The sequence below is a fragment of the Paenibacillus selenitireducens genome, assembly GCF_002021565.1.
GTDB lineage: Bacteria > Bacillota > Bacilli > Paenibacillales > Paenibacillaceae > Paenibacillus_K > Paenibacillus_K selenitireducens.
Genome location: NZ_MSZX01000015.1, coordinates 21064 through 42909, shown reverse-complemented (window position 1 = coordinate 42909; position 21846 = coordinate 21064). Strand labels below are relative to the sequence as shown.

Genomic DNA, 21846 nt, shown 5'->3' with positions numbered 1-21846 from the left:
TGTTAGGATGTTGCAAATGGGATAAGAAGAGTAGCAACGCTGTAATAAATTAATAATGCCACGATGTCCGTTAAAGTTGTTACCACAGGTCCAGAAGCGATTGCAGGGTCTATATTCAGACGTTTAACGATTAAGGGAAGTATGGCTCCGGTTATCGTTCCGAACAGAACAGATACAAATAGTGCCAAACCGATGATCATGCTAAACATCAGCGATGAATCCAATAATAGGCTGGATAACACGGTTGCGAAAACACCACAAACAAACCCCGTCAGCACACCGATACCCGCTTCTTTTCCAAGTAGATACCAACTGTCCTTACCGCTCACGGGACTCACACTCATTCTTCTAATGACAACAGATAAGGATTGAATTCCGCCGTTACCCGACATTCCTAGTATTACCGGGATGAACAGAGCTAGCATGGTGAAATGTTCCAGCGAGGCGATAAAAGGAGCCATGATTTTCGTCATCAGAAAGCCCACTACTGTAAGCCCAATAAGCCAAGGCAATCTTTGGCTTACTAATCTGAATGTACTTGAAGAAAACGACAGTCCACTTTTTAGCGCGGCAATATTCTGAATTCTCTGCGTCATCCGTTCTTCCAACAAATCGAGCACATCATCAACCTTCATGATTCCAATCATGATTCCGTCTTGGTTCGTAACAGGGAGTTCATGAAGATCATACTTTTTGATCAAGTCGGCAGCGTTGGTTTGATCAGCATGATCGTGTATAGAGATAATGTTCGTGTTCATGAGCATTTCCATCTTACTGTCTGAACGAGCTCGCAATAGTTGATGAATCGATACTACACCGATCAAACGAAGGTCCTGATTGGTAACATACAGAAAATAATAATTATCCTCGTTCGATAGACGCAACCGGCTTAGTACCGCATCAACAGTATCCGCTAAATCTACGGTTTGAAACTCCGTGTGCATTAGTGCACCCGACGAGTTTACGGGGTACTTCAAGATCCGCTCCACTTTTGTTCTAGCCTCAGGCTGCATCGCATTCAATAGTGGAACGGCTTTACGCCGCGATATGGATTTTAGGAAAGCCGCTGCTTCGATCGAGACCATATCGTTCAGCATTTCCGTAACATATTTAGAGTCAAGATACGCCACAATATGCCTTCGATCATCCAAACTCAATTCCTGAAATATGCCGGCAAACTCACTCGGTTTTAGAGACTTAAGAATCGTTTCACGGTTTTTTTCATTCAGTTCTAAAAAGAATGTGGCTTGGTCTGAGACATGTAGACTTAAAAAAGTAAAAATGAATTGTTGAATCTCGTTGGATGCTAGAGACAATCGAAGGCGACTCGTAATTTCATCATTTTGTCTTATGTAAGTGGGATTCATAGGGATCGCTTCCTTCCTTCGATTATCATTAATAATGATCTTTCATCAAACTTGTTATTATGAGCTTTCTATAGAATTCACGGAATCAACATGACATATACAAATAATCCGATCAGAGCGAATATGCCTTATTTCATGGCATCATGCCACGGATATGTTCACTCAACAAGCACGTATTATTTTATAATTATCCAGGGACGAAGTGGTTATGAAAAAGTTAAGTTCGGTCTAAATTTGATCGCATGCTGTATCGAACGACCTTGAAATCACTCTATGAAATCATGTATCTTAGAAGGAGTATTCATTATTTTATGAAAAACAAACATACTCTAATTGGAGGTCATTATATGTCAGGAACGGAATCAACAACGCGAGGTGCATTAATATGGGAAGGAAGAAAATGTACGATTTTCGGGCTGCCGCTTTCATTCACGAAATATTTTGTATATGAAAAAAGATTAGTCACAAGAACAGGATTCTTCAACTTGGTCGAAGATGAAATGGATTTTTACAAAGTGTTGGATAAAAGCCTAGTACTACCATTCTGGCAACGAGTGTTTGGCTGTGGCTCGATTCATCTGAATGTCGCTGATGTGGATACACCGATTAAAGTGCTCGTATCCATCAAAAATCCACGAGAGGTTTACGCTCAAATCGATAGCATTGTCACAAGCCAAGCAAGCCAGAACCCCATGCGTAATGCTGCGAATATCCTAAGCTCTGTCTCGCAAGGAGAGTATTTTAATTAATCGCACCACTTAACAATAGAGTGGGTACAAGCAATCATGAAACCAGAAATCGAAATATAAGGTGATTGGGCGATTATCGAGGTCCCAAGACATTTCATCCCCCATATGATAGTGCGAGGGAGTGATGAAACTTGGCAAAAACCATGCAGCCGGTAACCATTGGAGCGAATAGTATAGCAAAGATTGGAAACCGCTTTTTTCTCATTGTTGAGGTGGAGGCAAAATCACCTGGGGTTGAAATTGACCCAGTATTCGGCGTTCGAACGACCGCACAACAAGCAAGAAGTCTCATTCGTGCGGGTGTTATGCGTACGATATTTCAAAAAACGCCTCCAACACCGAGTAAAGGAAAGAAAGTTGAGTTGAAAGGTGTGTTGTTCGCGAATGGTCGTATTTTTTCAGTCTTTGACGTTGAAAACACGACTGACGTTTCTGTACTTGTGAGAATTAACCGGGAACAAGCAAATAGGCTTATCCGCGGTGGAACACGCATCATCAAAGTTATTAGGAAACCGTTCTAAGAAGTTATTGTTTAATTGCAAATTCATGAATCAAAGGGATAGAGTTTTAGATTATATCTGAGAACTCTATCCCTTCTCCGTCATCATCACCGAAATTTGTATTCACTAAGATCAGAAATCCTGACCATGACTTTCAAGCGATGATTAGGAAGTACCGGATTTTCCCAGTTATCTCAATTAGTTATCGCCCTCAGATTTGAATGTTTTGCCCAAATACCAATTCCATTCCGTTGCGCTACCTGAAATCCTTGTCCACGGTGTGCTTAATCTCAGAGTTAGCACCCCACTCCGTCAAAATGATTACTGTCAGGAGGTAAATGCCACGATGAAGCTGCATATTACCTATGATCATCCCATCCCAATCAATGCTTTCGAATGGACGCCTGCCACATACCGACAGTCGCCACATGTGCACGCAAGTCTGGAAATCGGTCTTTGTTTGTCTGGCAAAGGTGCCTTTTTCTTCGGCAATAAACGATATGCAGCGAGTCCTGGCGATCTGTTCATCGTCAATAATGAAGAACGGCACATTGCTCAATCAGATCCAGATGATCCGAGCCGCTATCTTTTCATTAACTTTGATGCTGCAATGCTGCTGGCAGAAGAACCCGGACTATTGCTGCCATTTTCATATCGATCCACTCATTTTTGCAATCATATTGCTGGTGGCTCAGCGCTTGCACAGGAGCTTACACCTTGGATACTGGCCATAGCAGAAGAACTGCAGGTGAAATCCGCGGGTTATCTGGCGATGGCCAAAAGCGCACTTATTCAACTATGCGGGCGCCTTCTGCGCCATTATAACGGGCTGCTCACGGAAGTTGAGCGGCAGACCATGGTACAGTCCGTTCGTCAAATACAATCGCTGGCCGCTTTGGTCGAGCAGCGTTATCGTGAGCCGATTAGCCTCGGAGAACTGGCCGATGAACTTGGTCTAAGTGTCTCGCGTGTGAGTCGGGCATTTCTGGAAACGACAGGTTATCGATTCTCGGACTATGTATCCCTATTGCGTATTCAGTCAGCCAAGCAGGATTTAACTGGAACGGACAAAGCTGTTGCTCATATCGCATTCGAATGTGGCTTTCAAAGCTTGCCAACCTTCTACCGGGTTTTTAAAGAGATCGTTGGCATGTCTCCGATTGTATATCGTCAATCCATAGGGGTTGCTCACTAAGCAAAAAATGAGAGTATCGTATTTATCATTTGAGAAGTCATTGCTGATGATGTTGATTATAATGAATGCAATCGTTTTAATTTTACATACTTCAGGAGGAAATTCGGTATGACGAAATGGATTGGACTGAGAGAAATTGTCCGTGAAGAAATGACCCAACGCCGTGAGGAAGGTTGCGACGTAACAGGTTTCATGGAGCGTCTGGACGCAGCCGGTACGAATGAATCGCACCTAATGGATGTATATCATGCGTTAATGGCACTTGTACCCAGCGCGGAATTTAAGTATACCGAGCCATCCGCGTTGGAAGCGATTCGCGCAGAACGACCGGAAGGACCGCGCATAATGACCAGTACATGGGACGACAATGAATGGCACAACAAGTTTTATGGCGCTTGGCTCGGCCGTGCGGCTGGATGTGCGCTTGGCAAGCCGCTGGAGGCTCATTCTTTCATGTTCGGTTCTGGTGACAGACCAGGCTGGCACAATATTAAGCTATGGTTTGAAGGTGCTGGGCAATGGCCGATTCGCCACTATACACCAAGTGAATCTGCTGCTCAAGCCCAGTACGGTATTGATATTGCCCGTTGGAGCAGTCTGGCCAGTTGTGGCGACAATATTCGCTTTATGGAAACAGATGATGATATTCGTTACACGGTGCTTGGTCTGCTTATGCTTGAAGAGCGCGGACTGGATTTTAATTCATGGCATGTTGGCAAACTTTGGCATCGTCATTTGTCATTTGGTCAGGTGTTCACGGCGGAAGCACAGTCATACTTAAATTTTGCACGTGTCACTTCGTATATTAGCGGGGATCAACCGGACGATTGGGAACAGCATATACATTGGGGACGGTCCTATTTGAACCCATACCGCGAATGGATCGGTGCCCAAATCCGGGTTGACGGCTATGCATATGGTGCTGCCGGTCAGCCCCAGCTTGCAGCTGAGCTCGCATGGCGGGATGCTTCTTTTTCCCATGTGAAGAATGGGATCTATGGCGCCATGTTCTGTTCAGCTATGATTGCAGCTGCATTCGTTGAAAGTGATGTGAAACGGATCGTTGAGATCGGATTGAGTGAAATTCCGAAAAACAGCCGTTTGGCAGAAGATGTTGCATTGGCGGTAAGGATCGCCGAGGAAACGAATGACCAAGTAGAACTCGTGAGTAAAATATGGGAGTCATTTAAGCATTACCACCCCGTTCATACGAATAATAATGCCGCATTATGCGCGGCTGCACTCATTCATTCCGGTGGCGATTTTGTAAAAGGAATTACGACAGCTGTGCTTGGCGGCTGGGATACGGATTGCAATGGTGCTACGGTCGGTTCTATTCTTGGTGCATCGCTTGGAGCATCAGCGCTCCCAGGGTCGTGGATAGAACCGCTAAACGATACCCTATATGCAGATGTTAGCGGCTTCCACCCGATTGCGATCTCAGAATGTGCTCGTAGAAGCTACAATGTCTTCCGCAAATTACAGCAGTCGTGAGAAGTATGTTTTGTTCTCCGACAACAATCTATAATAAAATATAGGAATAACATTAGAGAAATAAAGAAAGTACTGCCGCACGATGTACGTGTTGTAGTACTTTCTTCGTTTCAATCCTCCACGATTGCAATCGGACTCAAGTCGCCCTTGGAAAAACACCTGTTCCTACGGGGTCTCGCATAAAATGGTCTTCCATGACAATCCAGGTCTGATCGGATAACGGGTCGGTCGTGATTCCTGCGGGCGGAAAGACGAATTTTCCCGGCAAAGACTCAATTGAGAGAGCTCGCTACACCTCTTAGGTCTTTCATATTGGCCGGGAGTCGTCGATCCCGATTTTTTTCAAGTCCATTAGTACTTCCTGAACTTCTCTCATCGGATTCAAAGCCGTAATCCAGCCCTTCTCTACCTGGTTTCCGTGATAAATTTGGCTGACGACATCAAGTGGCAGCGGTATTGATAGGTCGAAATAATCTTCAGCCCATTCTGCATAGCTCGCGGATGATTCCGCCAGATAGCCGAATAAAAAATCCGCTCCTCCGTCCCGATCGCTTTCATCCACCTCGTCCAAGCCAAGCATTTCGCCGCTGCGCCACGATGGATCGTTCACCATATGCCATAGGCAAAAGGTTACGTCATCCGCTTCAAGAGATTCACTGATGTTCTGCAGGCGAGTAAGCAAGGCTTCCGGCACCTCATCGTACATGCCCGGCCAGATCTCCCCATCCTCCCTAGCATGCGGGCTGAGTGGAGACTCATGGTCAAAGCCTTTAATCAAGACGCCTTCCTTCATAAATATCACGTAGAAATGATCCCCAGCACCGTTCTTGACCACACCCAAATCCACCCCCGGCTGCCAGGATTGCTCATAATGGTGAACCCGAAGCCATTCTTCTTCACATAATATTGCATCCAGCGCAGATAGAATCTGCATTCTCTCTTTCAATCGCGTTGGATCCGGCAGTATCGTTGTTGTCCAGCTTTTCATATCTATAATCACCTCCACGGTTAAACACTCATTTTCTCACCTGTCACTTTACAGTTCTCAAGCACGAGCCAGAAGTTGTTATCATCATAATGCTTGACCGTACCATGAACTCGATACCCTGGATACATATGCTCCGGTCGAGTATGCCGTCTAAACTCAATATCATCCGCAACCGCATAAACATCGTGGCTTAACCTAATGATTACACCCTGTGGATAGAACATCATTATCGTACCTGTAACGGAATCTGTGGGCAAATAGTTTTGTTTCACCTGCACCCAGGTAGCCTTGTATGGCGCTACAGCCTTTTCCCAAACCTCGTTAAATAATTCAATGGAGATTGCTTCATCCCCGTCGAACATTTCCACTTCTTGATCACTTAACTGAAAATCCGGTGCGATTGAAACGATATATTGGTCGTCCGTAATAGAAACTTGCCGATAAGCGGTCATGTAAGCATCAACTTCAAAATAATAAAACTCATTTTCCTCAAGTCCGTAAGCTTTTATATATTTCAAACAAATTCCTCTCTTCTTCCGATGTTCCAGTTCAAGATTTTATTATAAATGATCTGATTTCCTTCCTGAAGACAACTGACGGAACACGCTGACGAATCGTCGCAACCCTTCCCGCAGCTGAAGTTCATTCAGATAGGAATAGCTCATGCGAATCCAGGAATTCAGTTCCCTGCGCGGGTCGCAGATGGAGCCTGGCACAAAGGTAATGGATTGCTCCATGCTTTTGCCGAGAAGGCCTTCCATCGGGGTAGATTCCGGCAGCTTGATCCACAAATTAAATCCGCCCGCCGGGGAGTTCCATTGCCAGCCAGTCGCGGACAACTCTTCTTCCATAATTTCCTTGCGGATCGCCAGCGCTGTCCGGAGCTTCTCCAAATGCTGCTGCATGCGTTCTGAAAAGAAATAATGCAAAAAGATTTTTTGGTTCAGCAAAGGCGTCCCGCTGTCCGATAGCGATTTCGCCTTGACCAAATAGGTCATGAAGCTAGGACGGCAGGCCACCATGGCAATACTCAAGCCCGGGGCAATGTATTTGCTGAAACTTCGAATATATATCGCGCACCCGGTCGTATCGTAAGCGAAAAAAGGCGGCGGAGGTTCTTCTCCGAAATAGATATCCGGGCAAGGGTCGTCCTCTACCAATAGACATTGATATTGAGCCGCCAGATCCACAATCCTTTTCCGTTGTTCCGCAGGAACGGTATACCCCGTTGGATTTTGGAAGGTAGGATTGAGATAAAAAAGACGCGGCTTGTATTTTTGCATAAGCTCTTCCACCTGATCCAGACGGTAGCCGTCCGGGTAGATATCAATCGGGACAATATTTGCTCCCTGTCTTCTGAACACGTCAATCGCCGGGCTATAGGTGGGCCTTTCGAGCAATACGGTATCCCGCGGTTTGACCAGCACTCTGGCGATTAGATCGATAGCTTCCTGCGAACCGGAGGTGATCAGTATTTCATCCTTGGTCAGATCGAAATGATGTTTGTCTGCAAAATATCGGCATAGAGCTTCGCGAAGTTCCAGATCCCCCTGCGTTGTAGAGTAGGTCCCTAACACTTTGGGATAAATATCAAACACTTTTTTTACGTATTCAGAAAAATACCGGTTCGGCAGTAGATTAGGATCCAGTAAAGCCTTGGAAAATTGATAAACGGCCTCCACCTGATGGATTTCGGAAAGACAGCTTTCATGAACATAAGCAGCAACGATCGGGTCCTGCTGCGCGGCGAGCGGCAGCGTACTGCCTGGCTGCACATAATATCCGGATTTATCTTTTACATACACTTTGCGGTTTTGTTTCAGCAATTGGTAAGCTTTGAAGACGGTTAAGCGGTGCACCTCGAATTCCGCCGCCAGTACGCGAATCGAAGGGAGCTTCTCATGTACCTTCCACTCCCCGCGTCTGATCCGCTCCAGAAGATAGTCGTACACTTGTTCAAAAAGTTTATCCGAATGAACATTCGAAAGAACGTCTTTTTTCATATCGCCCCTCCCTTTTCCTCCTATTATAAAGGATTTCTACAGCATCTGTTCTATTTAATTCTAACTGTTCTGTTCCCTCCCCTTTATGATATAGAAATATAAGGAGGTATGGACATGATATTGATAAATTATTTGATAATGTGCCTAGTTTTCGGAACGACTTTTTTGGCTATTAAAATAGGGATTGATGCGGGAGCGCCGCCTTTTTTCTCGGCTGGCCTCCGTTTTCTTCTGGCAGGGAGCATTCTTATGTTATATATGGTTGTCAGACGTAAAGCGAGGTTCTCCCTTCTGCTCCATAAGGAGATGTTATTGACGGGAGCGGGACTAACCTTCGGCGTGTTCGCAACATTATATTGGGCCGAACAATATTTGAGCTCCGGCATTGCAGCAATCTTGTCGGCAACGGCCCCCCTCATGATTTTGTTGCTTCAAACCGTCATTGCCCGGCAGCGGCTTTCGCTCAGCTCCTTAGCAGGCTGCCTCACAGGGACTGTCGGCGTCGTTTTGCTGCTATTGCCTGGCCTTACCGTCACCTATAGCAGGATTTGGGTGCTTGGATGCGCGGCCGTGTTATTGGGCCAAGTCTTTTATTCCGCTGGTGCCGTATATTCGCGCCGTGTCGTGCAGCGTTTTCAAGATACGTCACCCATCGCCTTGAATGCAGCTCAGATGATGTACGGCGGAGGGATGCTTCTGGTTTTATCCCTGTTCACTGAAGAAATTCACATGGGAGCAGTGCTCGCTCCAAACGCCATTTTGTCGCTTTTGTATCTAATCATCGCCGGTTCCATGACAGGACACACCATCTTCTACTGGCTGATCGCCAAAACCAATCCCGTGTTTCCATCCACTTGGCTCTATATCTCGCCATTGATTGCCCTCTGTCTTGGCGCTGTTTTGTATGATGAGCCTGTTTCGGTTTTATCGGTGGTCGGCGGAATCACGATTATCATCGGGATTGTTGTGGTTAACCTGAATAATTTGAGATCCTTCGTGTTCAAAAGCAAACATGCGGGAAAGGAAATACGCAAAACGATCTGATAAAAATAACCCGGGAGCTCCTTGAGAGTATTGAATAAGTACCTTAAACTTTATGAGCCTTCCTCGATTTTTTCATCCGGATGAGCCTTATGAATCACCTATATTGAATGAATACAGGATAGGAGGTCCGGATGAGCTTCGGTACTCATCTATGTTGGAGTGAATACAGGATAGGATTCGCAAATTGAGGATTATTGGTGTTTTTCATCCTAGTATGTTGGAAATATACACTATAGACGCTTAAATATAGGCAAATCCGTTAAAGTTAGTGGATATATCCAACATAGCAATCTTCATCTAAATCTTCATCATCGTTATGGTTAAAAACATTAGTTTTTCAGTGCCCTCGAGCTCCTTAGTCCGAGTTTTCCGGGTTTTCCTGGCCAATGTTACCCTATTCCATCCAAAAATAATTTTCAAGTTACCCAGGTCAACGAATATGTTCCGAATATCAGATTGACAGATATTATCAGTAGAATTATAATTCTTACTAAACCAAGTATAATAGTATATATTAAAAAATGCTGCGAAACACCCAACCACACTTGGGTTGTCCAAAAAGGAGAGTAAATACATGCCTAATGTTCAAACGTTCAAAGCAACTGCCCATTTACAAGACGGGGTCAAAGTCGTTACAAATGTAAGACATTTCGAGCTGGTCATTGACGAGCCGAAAAACCTTGGCGGTACGGACACGGGAATGAATCCTGTCGAAGCTTTGCTTGCCTCCCTGGGTGCATGCCAATCCATTGTAGCTCGGGTCTATGCCCCCAAATTCGATGTAGTGCTCGAAGATTTTAGGGTAGATGTTGAAGGTAATCTGGATCTCGACGGATTTTTTAACCGATCTGAAGTCCGCCCCGGTTACTCCGATATTCGATACACGTTCTACATCAAGACCAATTCATCTGCCGAGAAAGTCGAACAATTTGTGCAATTTCTGGAGAGCAAATGCCCTGTGGGTGACACGATTGCCAACCCGGTGAATCTCAAGCTGAATCGCGTTGTTATTGAAAATTGAGACATTAACTCCCTAGTAGAATACATAGAGGGCTGCAAGGTTGCATAGAAGCAACTTTGCAGCCCTTATTCGTTACGTAACTGGTATTTTACAACTGAAATATATCCAGATGCGATGTTATATCATTCTCCTTGAATCGGGTTTTGATCGGCTACTTGCAGCGAAATATTGTCATCTCTTTTAGCAATTTCCTTATTATCTTCAGAAAGCGCAATGATCTGAAATTCTGATCCCTCAAATTTCTTCATATCCAACAACCAAATTCTAGCATCTGTTCCCTCAATAATTTTAGCCTTCTCTTCCATATTTCTTTTCTTCTCTACAATCTTTATTTGAGTTATCTCTGGATTTCTAATAAGGCCAAAATATATAGGGAAAGATGTATTTTTTATGGCTGGAAAAAACATGTACGTAAAACCAAACCGATCTAAGGTTAAATGAATTTCTCCCTGGGCTCCACTATACATAACTCTATAGTTTCCGAATCTTTTTTTTACAACAGCAGCTGAAAAATCATTCTTACTAATTTGATAAAATACGAGAATTCCATCTTTCGTTTTTTCTTCATGAAGAATAACTATCCGCTCTGGATGTGAAATACTTAACGCTTCTTGTATGGTTTTTGCACCACTATTGTACTTTACGATAAAAAAAGAAAACAACAATAATATTACAACAATAAGATATACAGTTTTCTTCATAAGAGCCTCACATCTTTCTTTAATTGTAAACCAAATATATAATCCTAAATTTTGAAAGTCTATGATTTTGAGTACTTCCTAGCAATAACAAGAGATATACTGATTATTTTCCATATTGAATCAATCATCAGTTTGTTCCCCCTCCTCCTAAGGCAGAAATATTGCAAGTATCAAATCCTTTGATCCAAACTATCGATATATACATCAGGCGTCTTCTGATTACTAATAAATTTTCCAAATCGTGAAACGTATTTAGGTTCATCCGAATTAGCCTATTCGTCGGTATTGATTCGTTATCGGAGCAGCTAAATGTGTCCTCAAACTGACATAAGGATCTAAGGTAGACGCCGCAAGCGCCTACCTTAGATCCTTATGGAATCAACAATTATGTGTTGAGAAGTAATAAATAACTTTTCGGATATTCTAATAAAAAACTAGACCTTCACTTCTCTCATCTCGAAGTATTTTTTGGATTGAAAATGAAATATCGACTGCGTAAGCCGGCGCTTCAGTCCGTCAGTCCGTCCGTCTCCGTTTTCTACTGATTCTAATTCCAGACCACAGCAAGATAAGAACCACGATCAAAATACCTGCCGAATAAGCAATCGTTCTGATGTTAGGTATCGTGAAGTTTATTTCAAAATGGTTAGGTTCGAATATTTTCAAGTTCCATACTAATGTTCGCCCATGATCTCTGATTTCTTCCGCATTGTTATAGCCTGGCTTGAGCGGCGCCGTAAGGAGAATTTCAAAGTCGATCTGCCTTTGCACAAGATTTTTCACAAATGACGTAACAGGGTTCTTTTGTAACCAATCCCCGTATTCTTTATTGGAAATTAGCTTTTCGATATCAACGGTTACGATAACTTGCTCTTTTGTATAAAAAAACTTATTCATTTCTGTCCGCTTTATCGTAATCCCCTGAGGTAAGGATATATTATTCATGTCGCGAAGGTTGATGGTTCGGGATAAAGTGAATCCGACCCGTCCACCCTCATCGTATGGCTTCACTTCCATACTTTTATCCTGAAATTGTTCAGTAATTTGTTTCATCAATTCAGGCATACCAATCTTTGTAAGCGTGTCTTTGTTTACCGACAAATTCATTTCGAATTCGGCCATTCCATTAAGATGTATCGTGAAATGGGCATTACCTTTTGCACAAGATGAAAGGATGCACATACTTAGAAGCAACAATCCGACTGGAATCCAGCGATAGCGTGATTTCACAAATTTCATTCCTTTCTTATAACTGAACGATACCCCGTTCGATCGCTACAGCAACCGCTTGGGATCTAGAATCCACTCCTAGTTTGTTATAGATGTTTGTCAAATGAGCTTTGACCGTTCGCTCGGATATCCCCATATCGCCAGCGATTTCTTTGCTTCGATAACCGCGCGCAATGGCCAGAAGAACAATTCGCTCTTTCTCGGAGAGCAGCGTTTGCTCTGAAGAAATATCATGCGCATCATGGCGTTTGTTTCTTGCCGCGAATACTCTTTCCATAATTTCAGGCTGCAGTAACGTGTCGCCGTGAACAGCGGATTCGATCGTGCGGAATAGATGATCTCTACCGGTATCTTTCAGAAGATATCCTTTGGCCCCCAATTCCAACCCGTTGATCATCAGCTCATCTTCATTATATGTCGTTAATATCACAACAGGGATATCGAAGTTCCTTACTTTGAGCTCCTTCATGGTCTCCAAACCGCTCATTTTAGGCATATTTAAGTCCATAAGAATGACATCAGGCGTAACCGACTCCAATAATCTCAGGGCCTCCTCACCGTTTGCCGCTTCTCCGACGACTTGAAAATTGTCATTCGTCTCAATAATAAACTTTAGCCCTTCTCTGACCACGAGATGATCATCCGCAATAACCACGTTGTATTTCATGAACTCTCTCCTTTCTTTTCGGATGTATCAATCATTATCAAAGTTCCGCAAGGGATATTATTGGTTATAATAAGCGATCCCCCTAAGATGCGAACTCTCTCCTTCATACCGATTATTCCGTAATGTCCAGACCTAGAGCCCCTATGATTCGAAGAAATGCCTTTCCCATCATCTTTGATTTCAAGGTGCATGTTCTCGTCCTCTATACGAACGTATACCCATACATGCTTGGCTTCTGCATGCTTGGCAACATTCGTTAAACATTCACCTATAATGTAAAGTCCATGCTCCATCATTAACTTGGGTATGCTGCCATCCATGCTCATATCAAGAAATACTTGAATGCCGGTCGCATTCTTGAATCTTTCGATTTCTTCACGAATGGCATCTGAGAAGTCGATCGTCGCAAACGTTTTTGAACGGAGATTATCAATGGCCAATCTGGCTTCCGATAATGTTTTCTTTGCATGAACCATGGAATGCTGGACGATTTCTTGAGCTCTTTGGGAATTACCTTTCGTCAAATGTGCGTCGACCGCATCCAGCTGCATAATGATACCCGCCAGACCTTGGGCCAGCGTATCATGCAAATCTCGAGCCATTCGTTGGCGTTCGTTCGCCAATGTCAATTCCTCCACCTTGCGATGTGCGCGCTCCAGATCTTCAAGAAAGGTTTGGGTAAGGATCCGAGCATGTACCTGCTTTAGAAATAAATCGGCAAAAGAAACGAAAATGACGGTCATCATTATGTACAAAATCGACATTAAAATCAACAATTCGGTTTGTCCCATAATGAAGAAAGTCGATAGGAATAAAACATAGTACAAAACGGACAGCATTACCATTTTGATTTTATGATTGTAGACACCAACGATTTGACCCGTCAAAACGGGATACATTCCTAGTAATAGCATAAAAGTGGCTTGATCCATAATCAGCGCACATCCCTGAATAATCAGGCCTTGAATCATGAAATAGACCCAAGGATATTTTTCCGTAAGCGATGAGAAGTGCCAAATTAATGAGGCGTGGAGAAGCATCAATCCCGAAAAGAAGGACAGAGAAATAAATGACGGCTCGTGCAGAACCTGGACAATCATGGATATGAAATAAATGAAAAAAACCCAAGTCATGCTCGGAACTCTGGCATTAAACATGGCATCGGGTAAGTCGTTATATTGATTTTTTTGCGACCACTGCTTGAACTCGTTCCCCGTTTCCATGTGTCCTCCCCTTTCGTTCTTGTAATAATAACATGTTTTCTATTATACCTTACCTTATAGTAAACATAAAAAAATCGTACATAAGGACAAAAACACTCATGTACGATTGGGCACTAATTTGCAGATTTCAATTCGATTCCACTAGACGATTTCTCTCTTTAACTTCCGATTCGTTCTTTTCAATAGACTCACCTTCAACATCGATATTTGGTAAAATGCGTCCAAGCCATTTCGGGAGATACCAAGCCGAACTGCCCATAAGGGTCATAACCGCAGGCACGATTGTCAGTCGTACAATAAATGCATCGAACAATATGCCGAACGATAATGCTAAACCCATGGATTTAATCATAACATCTTCGACAAAGATGAAGCTTGCGAACACGGCAATCATGATCAGACCAGCTGCCGTTACAACGCTGCCGCTATGTTTAAGACCAGACAATACGGCCTTTTTCGCATTTCCCGAATGGGTAAATTCTTCGCGCATGCGACTGACCAGAAATACCTCATAATCCATAGCCAAGCCGAATAGAATGCCGGCGGTTAATATAGGCAAGAAGTTTAGCACTGGACCTGCTGCAGGAATATCGAAAAGCTTGGCCAGATTGCCATCTTGAACAACAAATACGACGAACCCAAGTGTGGCCGTAAGCGTGAGGAGATAACCTAACACGGCTTTGATTGGCACGAAGATGGAACGGAATACCATCATGAGAAGAATTAATGCTAGTCCCACAATCAGAGCCGCAAATTTCGGCAAAGCCTCATTTAATTTCTCGGATATATCAATATTCACTGCCGTTGAACCTGTAACCATAACCTCAACATGATCCTGTTGCTTAAACTCAGCCGCCTTATCGCGGATCATATGAACCAAATCGGTTTTTCTCACTTTTTGGATCGGTTCCAGGGATAATCGTTACCATGGCTACTTTGCCCGTTGCATTCGTGACCGGCGGCGTTGCCATTGCCACATTCGGCAGCTCGCTTAGTTCCTTCCCTACCTTCGCAAATGTCGCTTGCGCGTCATCTGCTGCTTCCGCATTGACAACAATAGCGAGCGGTCCGTTCATCCCGGGCCCAAACCCTTCCGCGATCAAATCATACCCACGGCGGTCCGTTGTGTCGATCGATTTAGAACCTTTATCCGGAAGACCCGTTTGTAGATGCATTGCAGGCAGACTTATTGCACCTAATAATAAAATGCCCGCAATTGCGATCGGTAGAGGATACTTCGTGATGAACCGTCCCCAACGATTCGTGTGATCACTGTCTTTACGGAGATCTTGATATGAAGCAGCTTTTGACTTCGGACGGATCCGTTCACCTGCAAACCCAAGTAGCGCAGGAACGACTAGAACGGAAATGATTACGGCAACAAGTACCGTAAATGCTCCCGCTATGCCCATGACCGTGATGAATGGAATTCCCGTTACGGATAATCCAGCAAGGGCAATAATAACCGTCAATCCGGCGAAAATAACGGCGCTGCCGGCGGTAGCATTAGCATGCGCAATGGACTCCTCTACCCCTTTGCCTTCTGCAAGATTTTGTCTGTATCTCGAAATAATGAATAAGCCATAGTCGATCCCGACAGCTAACCCGAGCATGATAGCTAGAATCAAGGAAAACGAAGCCATTTCAATAAAATTAGAAGCAATAATAACGGACATGACGCCAATTCCCAGTCCTAATACTGCTGTTAGGATAGGTAAGCCAGCAGCGAGCAAGGATGAGAATGTAATAGCTAGGATCATAAATGCAGCAATGATGCCAATGACCTCGGATTTGCCGCCTATTTCAAGGTTCGTGAATTCGACGCTTCCTCCGAGTTCAGTCTGCAAGCCCTCGCTTCGTGCTTGCTCCACACTTTTCAATACATGTTCTTTAGATGCATCGGTGACTTGTAACGCCTCAGATTTGTAGGTGACTAGCGCATATCCAATTTCTTTGTTATAGCTAATTGTTCCTGCCTCATAGGGGCTGACAATCGATGCAATCTCAGGGTCTTCAGATATGGACTTTAGCGTCTTAGCTATCTTGCTTTGAGTTGATTCCGACGCTAGCGTTTGACCGTCAGGGGCTTTGAAAATCACTTGGATCGTGCCGCCTTCAGGGCCTTTTCCTTGTGAGAACTCTTCTTTCAGTAGTTTCATCGCTTCCTCAGATTTTGTGCCGGGAATGGTTATTTCACCGTTTAAATGAATGCCCATACCAAGGCCAAGAGAAATGGCGATAATGAGTACCGCTAAGGTTCCAAACAAGACCTTTTTTCTCTTTTGAGCAGCAAATGTTCCAAGTTTATACAAAAATGTTGCCATGGTAATCACCTTCCTCTACTTGCATGAATATCTGTCATTATATCGTCCAAGCAGAGGATTGAAATCGTACATGCGGGCATTTTCAGCATGTACTTTTGGGCATGCCCTTTAGGGACCCCATGACAAATTGGCTTCTTTTCACTGGGACCACGCAATGATGCATGGATAGAGCCCCCATGCAAACGGCATGGCGGCTCTTTTTGAATGCCTACATTTGTTATTAGACGGGATGGATATCATTCGGTTTTACTGCGATGGATAGCTCGAGAGGTAAGCGATTCCAATGACTTGTTACAACTCGTGCTGTGACATGACCAGCTTCTTCGATAACCGATATGTCTGGCATTGTCTCTACCACTTCTCCAATCGCTAATGAGAACAAAAAGGCTGCTCTATTTAACGCATGGAAGTCTAGTGTTCTTCGCTCTCCCGTATATATGACGAAATCTAACCCAATACGTTGTTCTAGCTCTGTCACTTCCCAATTCCAGTCTCGTTGTTCGCCGCAATCAATTGCCAATAGTTCGTCGAAGGCAGCATATACGTTATCAACCCGTAAAGGTAATCCGTTGATCTCTACTTCTGCTTTTGCCCCTTCCGTTGCAATGCGCACACCAGCTAAACAACCTCCGAATTCCATCCGAAGCCGGAAATCCGATGCCTCTATACAACCCTCAATACGATCCAAACCCGGATGTGTATCTCCACCATTCGTCAGAAATCGTACACCAAGTAGAAGATGGCCTTCTTCCTCCGCAACGCTGAGTACCCCCGAACAATAATCATAACCATCATGTAAGCAGCGCATCTGTAAATACGTTGCTGCCCCATGATTCTCAAAATAAGCGACGAGTCCCCGTGTTTGATTCCACATGATTTCATGTTTGAATATCCCGATCGTATATTGGGGTGTCATCCTCGTTTTCGCCCATTTCACGAATCCAGTATCCTCATTACGATAGTAGGGCTGCTCAAGTACCCTAGATTCTTCGCTCATGAACAGATTCAAGTAAGCCTCCGGGCATCGGCAACCACTGCCGTACCACTCCGCATCATATTCAAGATCGTCATCGGAGAAGAAAAACAACCTATTGTCCGTAGCGATTTGTAAAAATGATTTTATTTTATTGCTCAGAAGTGTACTATAACTGCGACTATGCGGACCGGCCCATTGCTGGGAGGTTGGATGATAATGCTCTGCTACCATGTGCCAACCAATGTCTAATAGGTCATTCGCAATCTCCCTAGCCCGTGGGTTCATGGAATACGTATAGATTTTTGACAACTCGACGATGGCAATGACAGAATAATGTGGACTGTTAAATTCCTGGAAGGTCCTTAAACGTTCTGTATATTGCTTCAACTTTTCTAATCTCTGTAATGCATAATCCACATAGTCCTGCTTACCATACAGTTCTCCAGCAATCAAGGTCACAAATGACCCCATGATCGAAATATTCGTATAGTGAGGTCCCATATCCCGTTTCATGATGGCATCACAAGCACAGCTTATCCCTTGACGTATGTCCTCCCTCAGTTCTTCAGGTAACCGATGACCGTGAAGCAAGGCTGCAAGCACAAGCTCTTTCCCACAAAAGTCAGCCCAGTTCCAGTCAGGAGGAGCCATCTGTGTAAGCGGCTCTTCATAGAACCATGGCCATATGCCGTAGGTATCTCGGTCTGGGTCACGATCTTGCAGCGTAAGCACGCATTGAATGATATCACAAGCCCTCTGCACATATTCAGGAGATTCCGTATTTAACAAGGAAGCGGCATATAACAACGATGGATGTGTTGGATGAACTAGTGGATAAACATCAGAGGTTAATGTCGTATGATATCCTGGCGTGTGCAAGGGTCGAAGCAGCATATGAACCAGCGGGTCGTAGTCCTTTTCCTGTGAAATGACTTTTCTCAATAAAAGCTCTTTATGATCGAAAAATTGTCTATACAGGCTCATTCTTGACTCCTCACCTCATCTTCACATTCTGGATCTACGATATTCACATGCTGTAATTGAATGGATTTGAACAAAGAGGATTGCTTACTTGCACCAATACCACTCCCCCATTCCACATACCCTTTACGACCGTTACCATCGTTCTCATTCACAACAATCGACAGACTAAGGATTCCATCGCTCGGAACAATCGGCGCCAATTCACTCCATGGGAGAGCCAACTTGTATATCGTATCCTTTGCCGCCTCGTCTCTTGTTACTTGCAGGTTAGGGCTTACGATAGATCCCGTCTCAATTCCTTGTGGGGCCATCCACCGATAGAGTTCGGGTCCTTGGGATGTCAAGGCCATTCCATACTCATACCACTGTAAATTCTCTCCCGGCATCCCTGCAGATACGGCGAACTGGATGCTATCTCCTTGCCAGATTTCGCTACCTTGCTTCGTTTGTGAATACACATCGTCATGGACGCGAGCAGTCATGTATAGATGATCATTATCATACGTAGCCCAGACCGTGCCACTGAAATCCTCTGGACCGTTATAGGAGCCTATTCTCGAATTAACGTCAGTAACTAGATCAATTCCTGCCACATCCTGAAGATCATCTAAAGAGCCAACCGTTCGAAATACCAGTGGAACCCTTGACTCAGGTGGAACAAGCTTGACACTCCCATCGCTTTTCAATACCGCCCCATCTTTCATATACAGCTTAAATTGATAGGATTGCAGTGTTCCCTCTGTTATTCCCGACAACGGGAAGTCTATTGTATGCACGGTATTTCCAGGGATAACTACGTTATAAGCTTCCGAACCCGTAGATGACCCAATGCTCCAATCCATCCGTTTTATATGACGTTTGGTAGGTCTTTCATTCACAATCGTTATTTCCATCACGTCAGCACCGTTCTTCACCACATGCTTCGATGATACTTGCTCGGCCTGTTGGATCTGGACGTGATCAGATAACCCAGCAAATACTCCCCCAGTCGTTCGTACCGTTGCCGTCGCCATTTGGCTTCCAATCTGTTCAATCCCCGGAAACTGAACACTGTAATCTCCCGTTCGATTTATGGAAATTTCTTTCGTTACACCTTGAAAATTCACCTCGGCGGTAAGCGCCTCTCCTTGCCCGAGATCGTTGACATGCAATGTAAGCGTTACGGGGTCATTCGTAAAAGAGGGGGTGCTGGTCAGGGATAACGGACTGGCTTGAATAATGCTGTCCATGTCTCCCTGAACAAACAGGGGCTCTCCAGTCAACGTTAGGTATACTTTCCCCTGTACCGGCGTATAGGTAATCTTCCTCCCCATCATATCCGTCACCGTTAGCGGAACCTGCGTATTTAAGGTGACATCTTTTTTGTCCAAGGACCATAGGACATGAATGCGATCGTTATCTTTTTCGAAACCATAGTGATAGAGTCCATCCGTTACATCTTGACTTACAGCATTCGCATCCGCTAGCTGTCTTGTAAGTGTGGCAAGAGCCACATAGGCCGGTTTGGGGGTATAGGATCCGAGCGCATCACCCGTATTGTGGATGATTCCGAAATTATGCTCGTTGTTAAGCTTATCCGTTCCAGAATCCATCAAGTTGTACCAAAATACTTTTTCAACACCAGCAGCGATACTTAGAACATAGGTACGGATCAAATAAGCAGCCTGTGTATTTTCATCCACACCGGTTGGATTCAAATGCGTTGGCCAACCAACCTCCGAGAACCACAGAGGGATGGTCTTACCGTCATTATGATCGCGCACTAGCTGATTCAAGCGATCAATCTCTTCGATTAACCCCTCGGGTGTTTGCGGATAGCGGTAGGGATGGACTGAGAGCGCATCCATATAATTCAGTCCTCCGAGATCGAATAGGTCTTTCAACCACTCTTCAGGAATTCCTGATGTAGCTCCACCAACGACGTTCAGATCTGGACGAATCAATTTGGATGCTTCATAACCTTTCTTCAGCACATTGAAGTAGACATCCGCTCTTGAGGCAGCGGGACCATTTCCACCGAAATAAGGCAAGTTGAACTCATTCCACATTTCTCCCGACTTCAGCTGATTGCCGAACTTCCCAAGCATAGCCTTTACATAGTTCGCATAGGCGGTATGCGCTTCATCTGAATAGGGTGTTTTGCCTTCGTCATAATATTTATTACTGAACGCGAAGACGAGGAATGGATCAATGTTAAACTCTTTAAAATATTGCATCGGAAGGGTGAACTTCGGATTAAACGTGTATTGACCTTTATTGACCTCAATTTCTGACCAATAGAAGGAATCTCGTACGTTTTTGGTGCCAGCATATTTAAGAAGTGGAATGGATTCTTTATTCCAATTGATACCGTAATGTGTTTGAATGCCAAATGGAGACTTTGATACACCAGAAAGATCGAATTCGGGAAGAATCGCAAATGTCGTTTCTGTGGCCTTGACTAAGGTTTGTGCTTGATACGCTTCTACCTTCAATCGATAATATCCATCTTCAGGCATCGCTAGGTTTAGCCGTAGTTTGCTATCCGTTACAGGAGCCGTCCCCGAAGATACTGGTTCTCCCCACGCATTCTTCGTACTCCATTGAATAACATCACCTGTGGTGAGAATGTCAAAAGCGGCTGATCGATTACCTGCAAAGACATTTCCAACTTGCACCTGGGCAATCGCCAGATCAGGGGTTTCGACCTTCACTCGAATATCATCTAGCCAGATCGTGCCCATCGTTTTACCTGATTTCATCGATGCTTTGGTCAGTTTATAATACATTTTCTTTAACGGACCATGCCATACGCCATCGTTGCTGCCGCCCCAATTCGTATAATTGATTCCCGATGTAAAGGAGCTTACAGTCACTTTCTGCCACTCCGTTGTTGGATCCAATTGAATTGTTTGTTGATGGTTCTGATTCGAATTGTCGACCAATATCAGATCGAACTTCGCCATATCCGCTGTCTTCACCCAAAAGCTAAGTTCCAGCGCGTTCGTAGGTAGAACACGTTTAAATAAGTACTTCTCCAAAGAAACATAGCTGTTCGTATAACTCGATTTGCTGCTGAAATCTAGCTGCAGCTTTCCAGAGGAACTCCCCGAGTGAAATTTCGACGCATCTCGACTGAACTCACCGTTTCCAAGCGCACCCCCGCTACCGATCAAGAAATCCCAAGCTTCGTCAGCACTTTCGAAATCACCTACTGTCAATTCTGGGGTATTATCATCTGCATAGATTGTGGATTCGGGGGTTCGCACGAGGGAAGAGGATAAGAATAAGGAAAATAGGAGAATAAACACAGTTAAGCTGGCAAGTATAGGCTTCCATCTGATCATGTATTTCACTCCTTTTTTATAAAAAACTTGTGCTGGAGGATGGATTCCAGCCTA

16 protein-coding genes and 1 pseudogene are annotated in these 21846 nt (G+C 44.3%); 6 read left to right on the top strand and 11 right to left on the bottom strand.

Features of this window, described 5'->3' with window-relative positions; all coding sequences use genetic code 11:
* Positions 1-2 precede the first annotated feature (2 nt).
* Entirely contained in the window at positions 3-1367 is a 1365-nt protein-coding gene (mgtE, locus tag BVG16_RS27725; protein ID WP_078502448.1) for a magnesium transporter, read from the bottom strand.
* A gap of 347 nt (positions 1368-1714) precedes the next feature.
* Between mgtE and BVG16_RS27720 the strand changes: the two genes are divergently transcribed.
* The 4 genes from BVG16_RS27720 to BVG16_RS27705 all read left to right on the top strand — a co-directional run bounded on the left by BVG16_RS27720 (position 1715) and on the right by BVG16_RS27705 (position 5305).
* Positions 1715-2116, top strand: a complete 402-nt coding sequence (locus BVG16_RS27720; RefSeq protein ID WP_158081818.1) for a PH domain-containing protein — start codon at positions 1715-1717, stop codon at positions 2114-2116.
* A 131-nt stretch (positions 2117-2247) separates the two neighbouring features.
* The gene (locus tag BVG16_RS27715; protein ID WP_233147196.1) at positions 2248-2637 is read left to right on the top strand and encodes a hypothetical protein; all 390 of its coding nucleotides are present in this window, start codon (positions 2248-2250) and stop codon (positions 2635-2637) included.
* Between the two features lie 325 nt (positions 2638-2962).
* Positions 2963-3811 carry an AraC family transcriptional regulator gene (locus BVG16_RS27710; RefSeq protein ID WP_078502446.1) on the top strand — a complete coding sequence of 283 codons (849 nt, stop codon included), beginning with the start codon at positions 2963-2965 and terminating at the stop codon, positions 3809-3811.
* A gap of 108 nt (positions 3812-3919) precedes the next feature.
* Positions 3920-5305 carry an ADP-ribosylglycohydrolase family protein gene (locus tag BVG16_RS27705; RefSeq protein WP_078502445.1) on the top strand — a complete coding sequence of 462 codons (1386 nt, stop codon included), beginning with the start codon at positions 3920-3922 and terminating at the stop codon, positions 5303-5305.
* A 307-nt stretch (positions 5306-5612) separates the two neighbouring features.
* Here BVG16_RS27705 and BVG16_RS27700 read toward each other — a convergent pair whose 3' ends face one another.
* From BVG16_RS27700 to BVG16_RS27690, 3 genes are read right to left on the bottom strand one after another with little or no spacing between them, the layout of a single operon-like run.
* Positions 5613-6293, bottom strand: coding sequence for a hypothetical protein (locus tag BVG16_RS27700; protein ID WP_078502444.1), 681 nt, complete (start codon positions 6291-6293; stop codon positions 5613-5615).
* 20 nt (positions 6294-6313) lie between these two features.
* A complete protein-coding gene (locus BVG16_RS27695; RefSeq protein WP_078502443.1) occupies positions 6314-6811 on the bottom strand; it encodes a hypothetical protein in 498 nt (165 codons plus the stop codon).
* Between the two features lie 42 nt (positions 6812-6853).
* Positions 6854-8296: an aminotransferase-like domain-containing protein gene (locus BVG16_RS27690; protein WP_078502442.1), complete on the bottom strand. Its 1443-nt coding sequence runs from the start codon at positions 8294-8296 to the stop codon at positions 6854-6856.
* A gap of 114 nt (positions 8297-8410) precedes the next feature.
* Between BVG16_RS27690 and BVG16_RS27685 the strand changes: the two genes are divergently transcribed.
* Together BVG16_RS27685 and BVG16_RS27675 are read left to right on the top strand one after the other, a co-directional pair.
* Positions 8411-9340, top strand: a complete 930-nt coding sequence (locus BVG16_RS27685; RefSeq protein ID WP_078502441.1) for a DMT family transporter — start codon at positions 8411-8413, stop codon at positions 9338-9340.
* Between the two features lie 574 nt (positions 9341-9914).
* The gene (locus BVG16_RS27675) at positions 9915-10361 is read left to right on the top strand and encodes an OsmC family protein (RefSeq protein WP_078502439.1); all 447 of its coding nucleotides are present in this window, start codon (positions 9915-9917) and stop codon (positions 10359-10361) included.
* Positions 10362-10483: 122 nt separating this feature from the next.
* Here BVG16_RS27675 and BVG16_RS27670 read toward each other — a convergent pair whose 3' ends face one another.
* The 7 genes and pseudogenes from BVG16_RS27670 to BVG16_RS27640 all read right to left on the bottom strand — a co-directional run bounded on the left by BVG16_RS27670 (position 10484) and on the right by BVG16_RS27640 (position 21792).
* On the bottom strand, positions 10484-11062 hold the full coding sequence (locus tag BVG16_RS27670; protein ID WP_078502438.1) for a hypothetical protein: 579 nt from the start codon (positions 11060-11062) through the stop codon (positions 10484-10486).
* Positions 11063-11578: 516 nt separating this feature from the next.
* The gene (locus BVG16_RS27665) at positions 11579-12292 is read right to left on the bottom strand and encodes a DUF3153 domain-containing protein (RefSeq protein ID WP_158081817.1); all 714 of its coding nucleotides are present in this window, start codon (positions 12290-12292) and stop codon (positions 11579-11581) included.
* A 16-nt stretch (positions 12293-12308) separates the two neighbouring features.
* Entirely contained in the window at positions 12309-12959 is a 651-nt protein-coding gene (locus BVG16_RS27660) for a response regulator (protein ID WP_078502436.1), read from the bottom strand.
* Entirely contained in the window at positions 12956-14182 is a 1227-nt protein-coding gene (locus tag BVG16_RS27655; protein WP_078502435.1) for a sensor histidine kinase, read from the bottom strand. The genes BVG16_RS27660 and BVG16_RS27655 overlap by 4 nt, the downstream gene beginning before the upstream one ends.
* Positions 14183-14309: 127 nt before the next feature.
* Positions 14310-16506, bottom strand: a pseudogene (locus BVG16_RS27650) (MMPL family transporter).
* Between the two features lie 220 nt (positions 16507-16726).
* Positions 16727-18466, bottom strand: a complete 1740-nt coding sequence (locus BVG16_RS27645) for a hypothetical protein (RefSeq protein ID WP_078502434.1) — start codon at positions 18464-18466, stop codon at positions 16727-16729.
* Entirely contained in the window at positions 18463-21792 is a 3330-nt protein-coding gene (locus BVG16_RS27640) for a sugar-binding protein (RefSeq protein WP_078502433.1), read from the bottom strand. Before BVG16_RS27640 ends, BVG16_RS27645 begins: the two co-directional genes overlap by 4 nt.
* Positions 21793-21846: the final 54 nt, after the last annotated feature.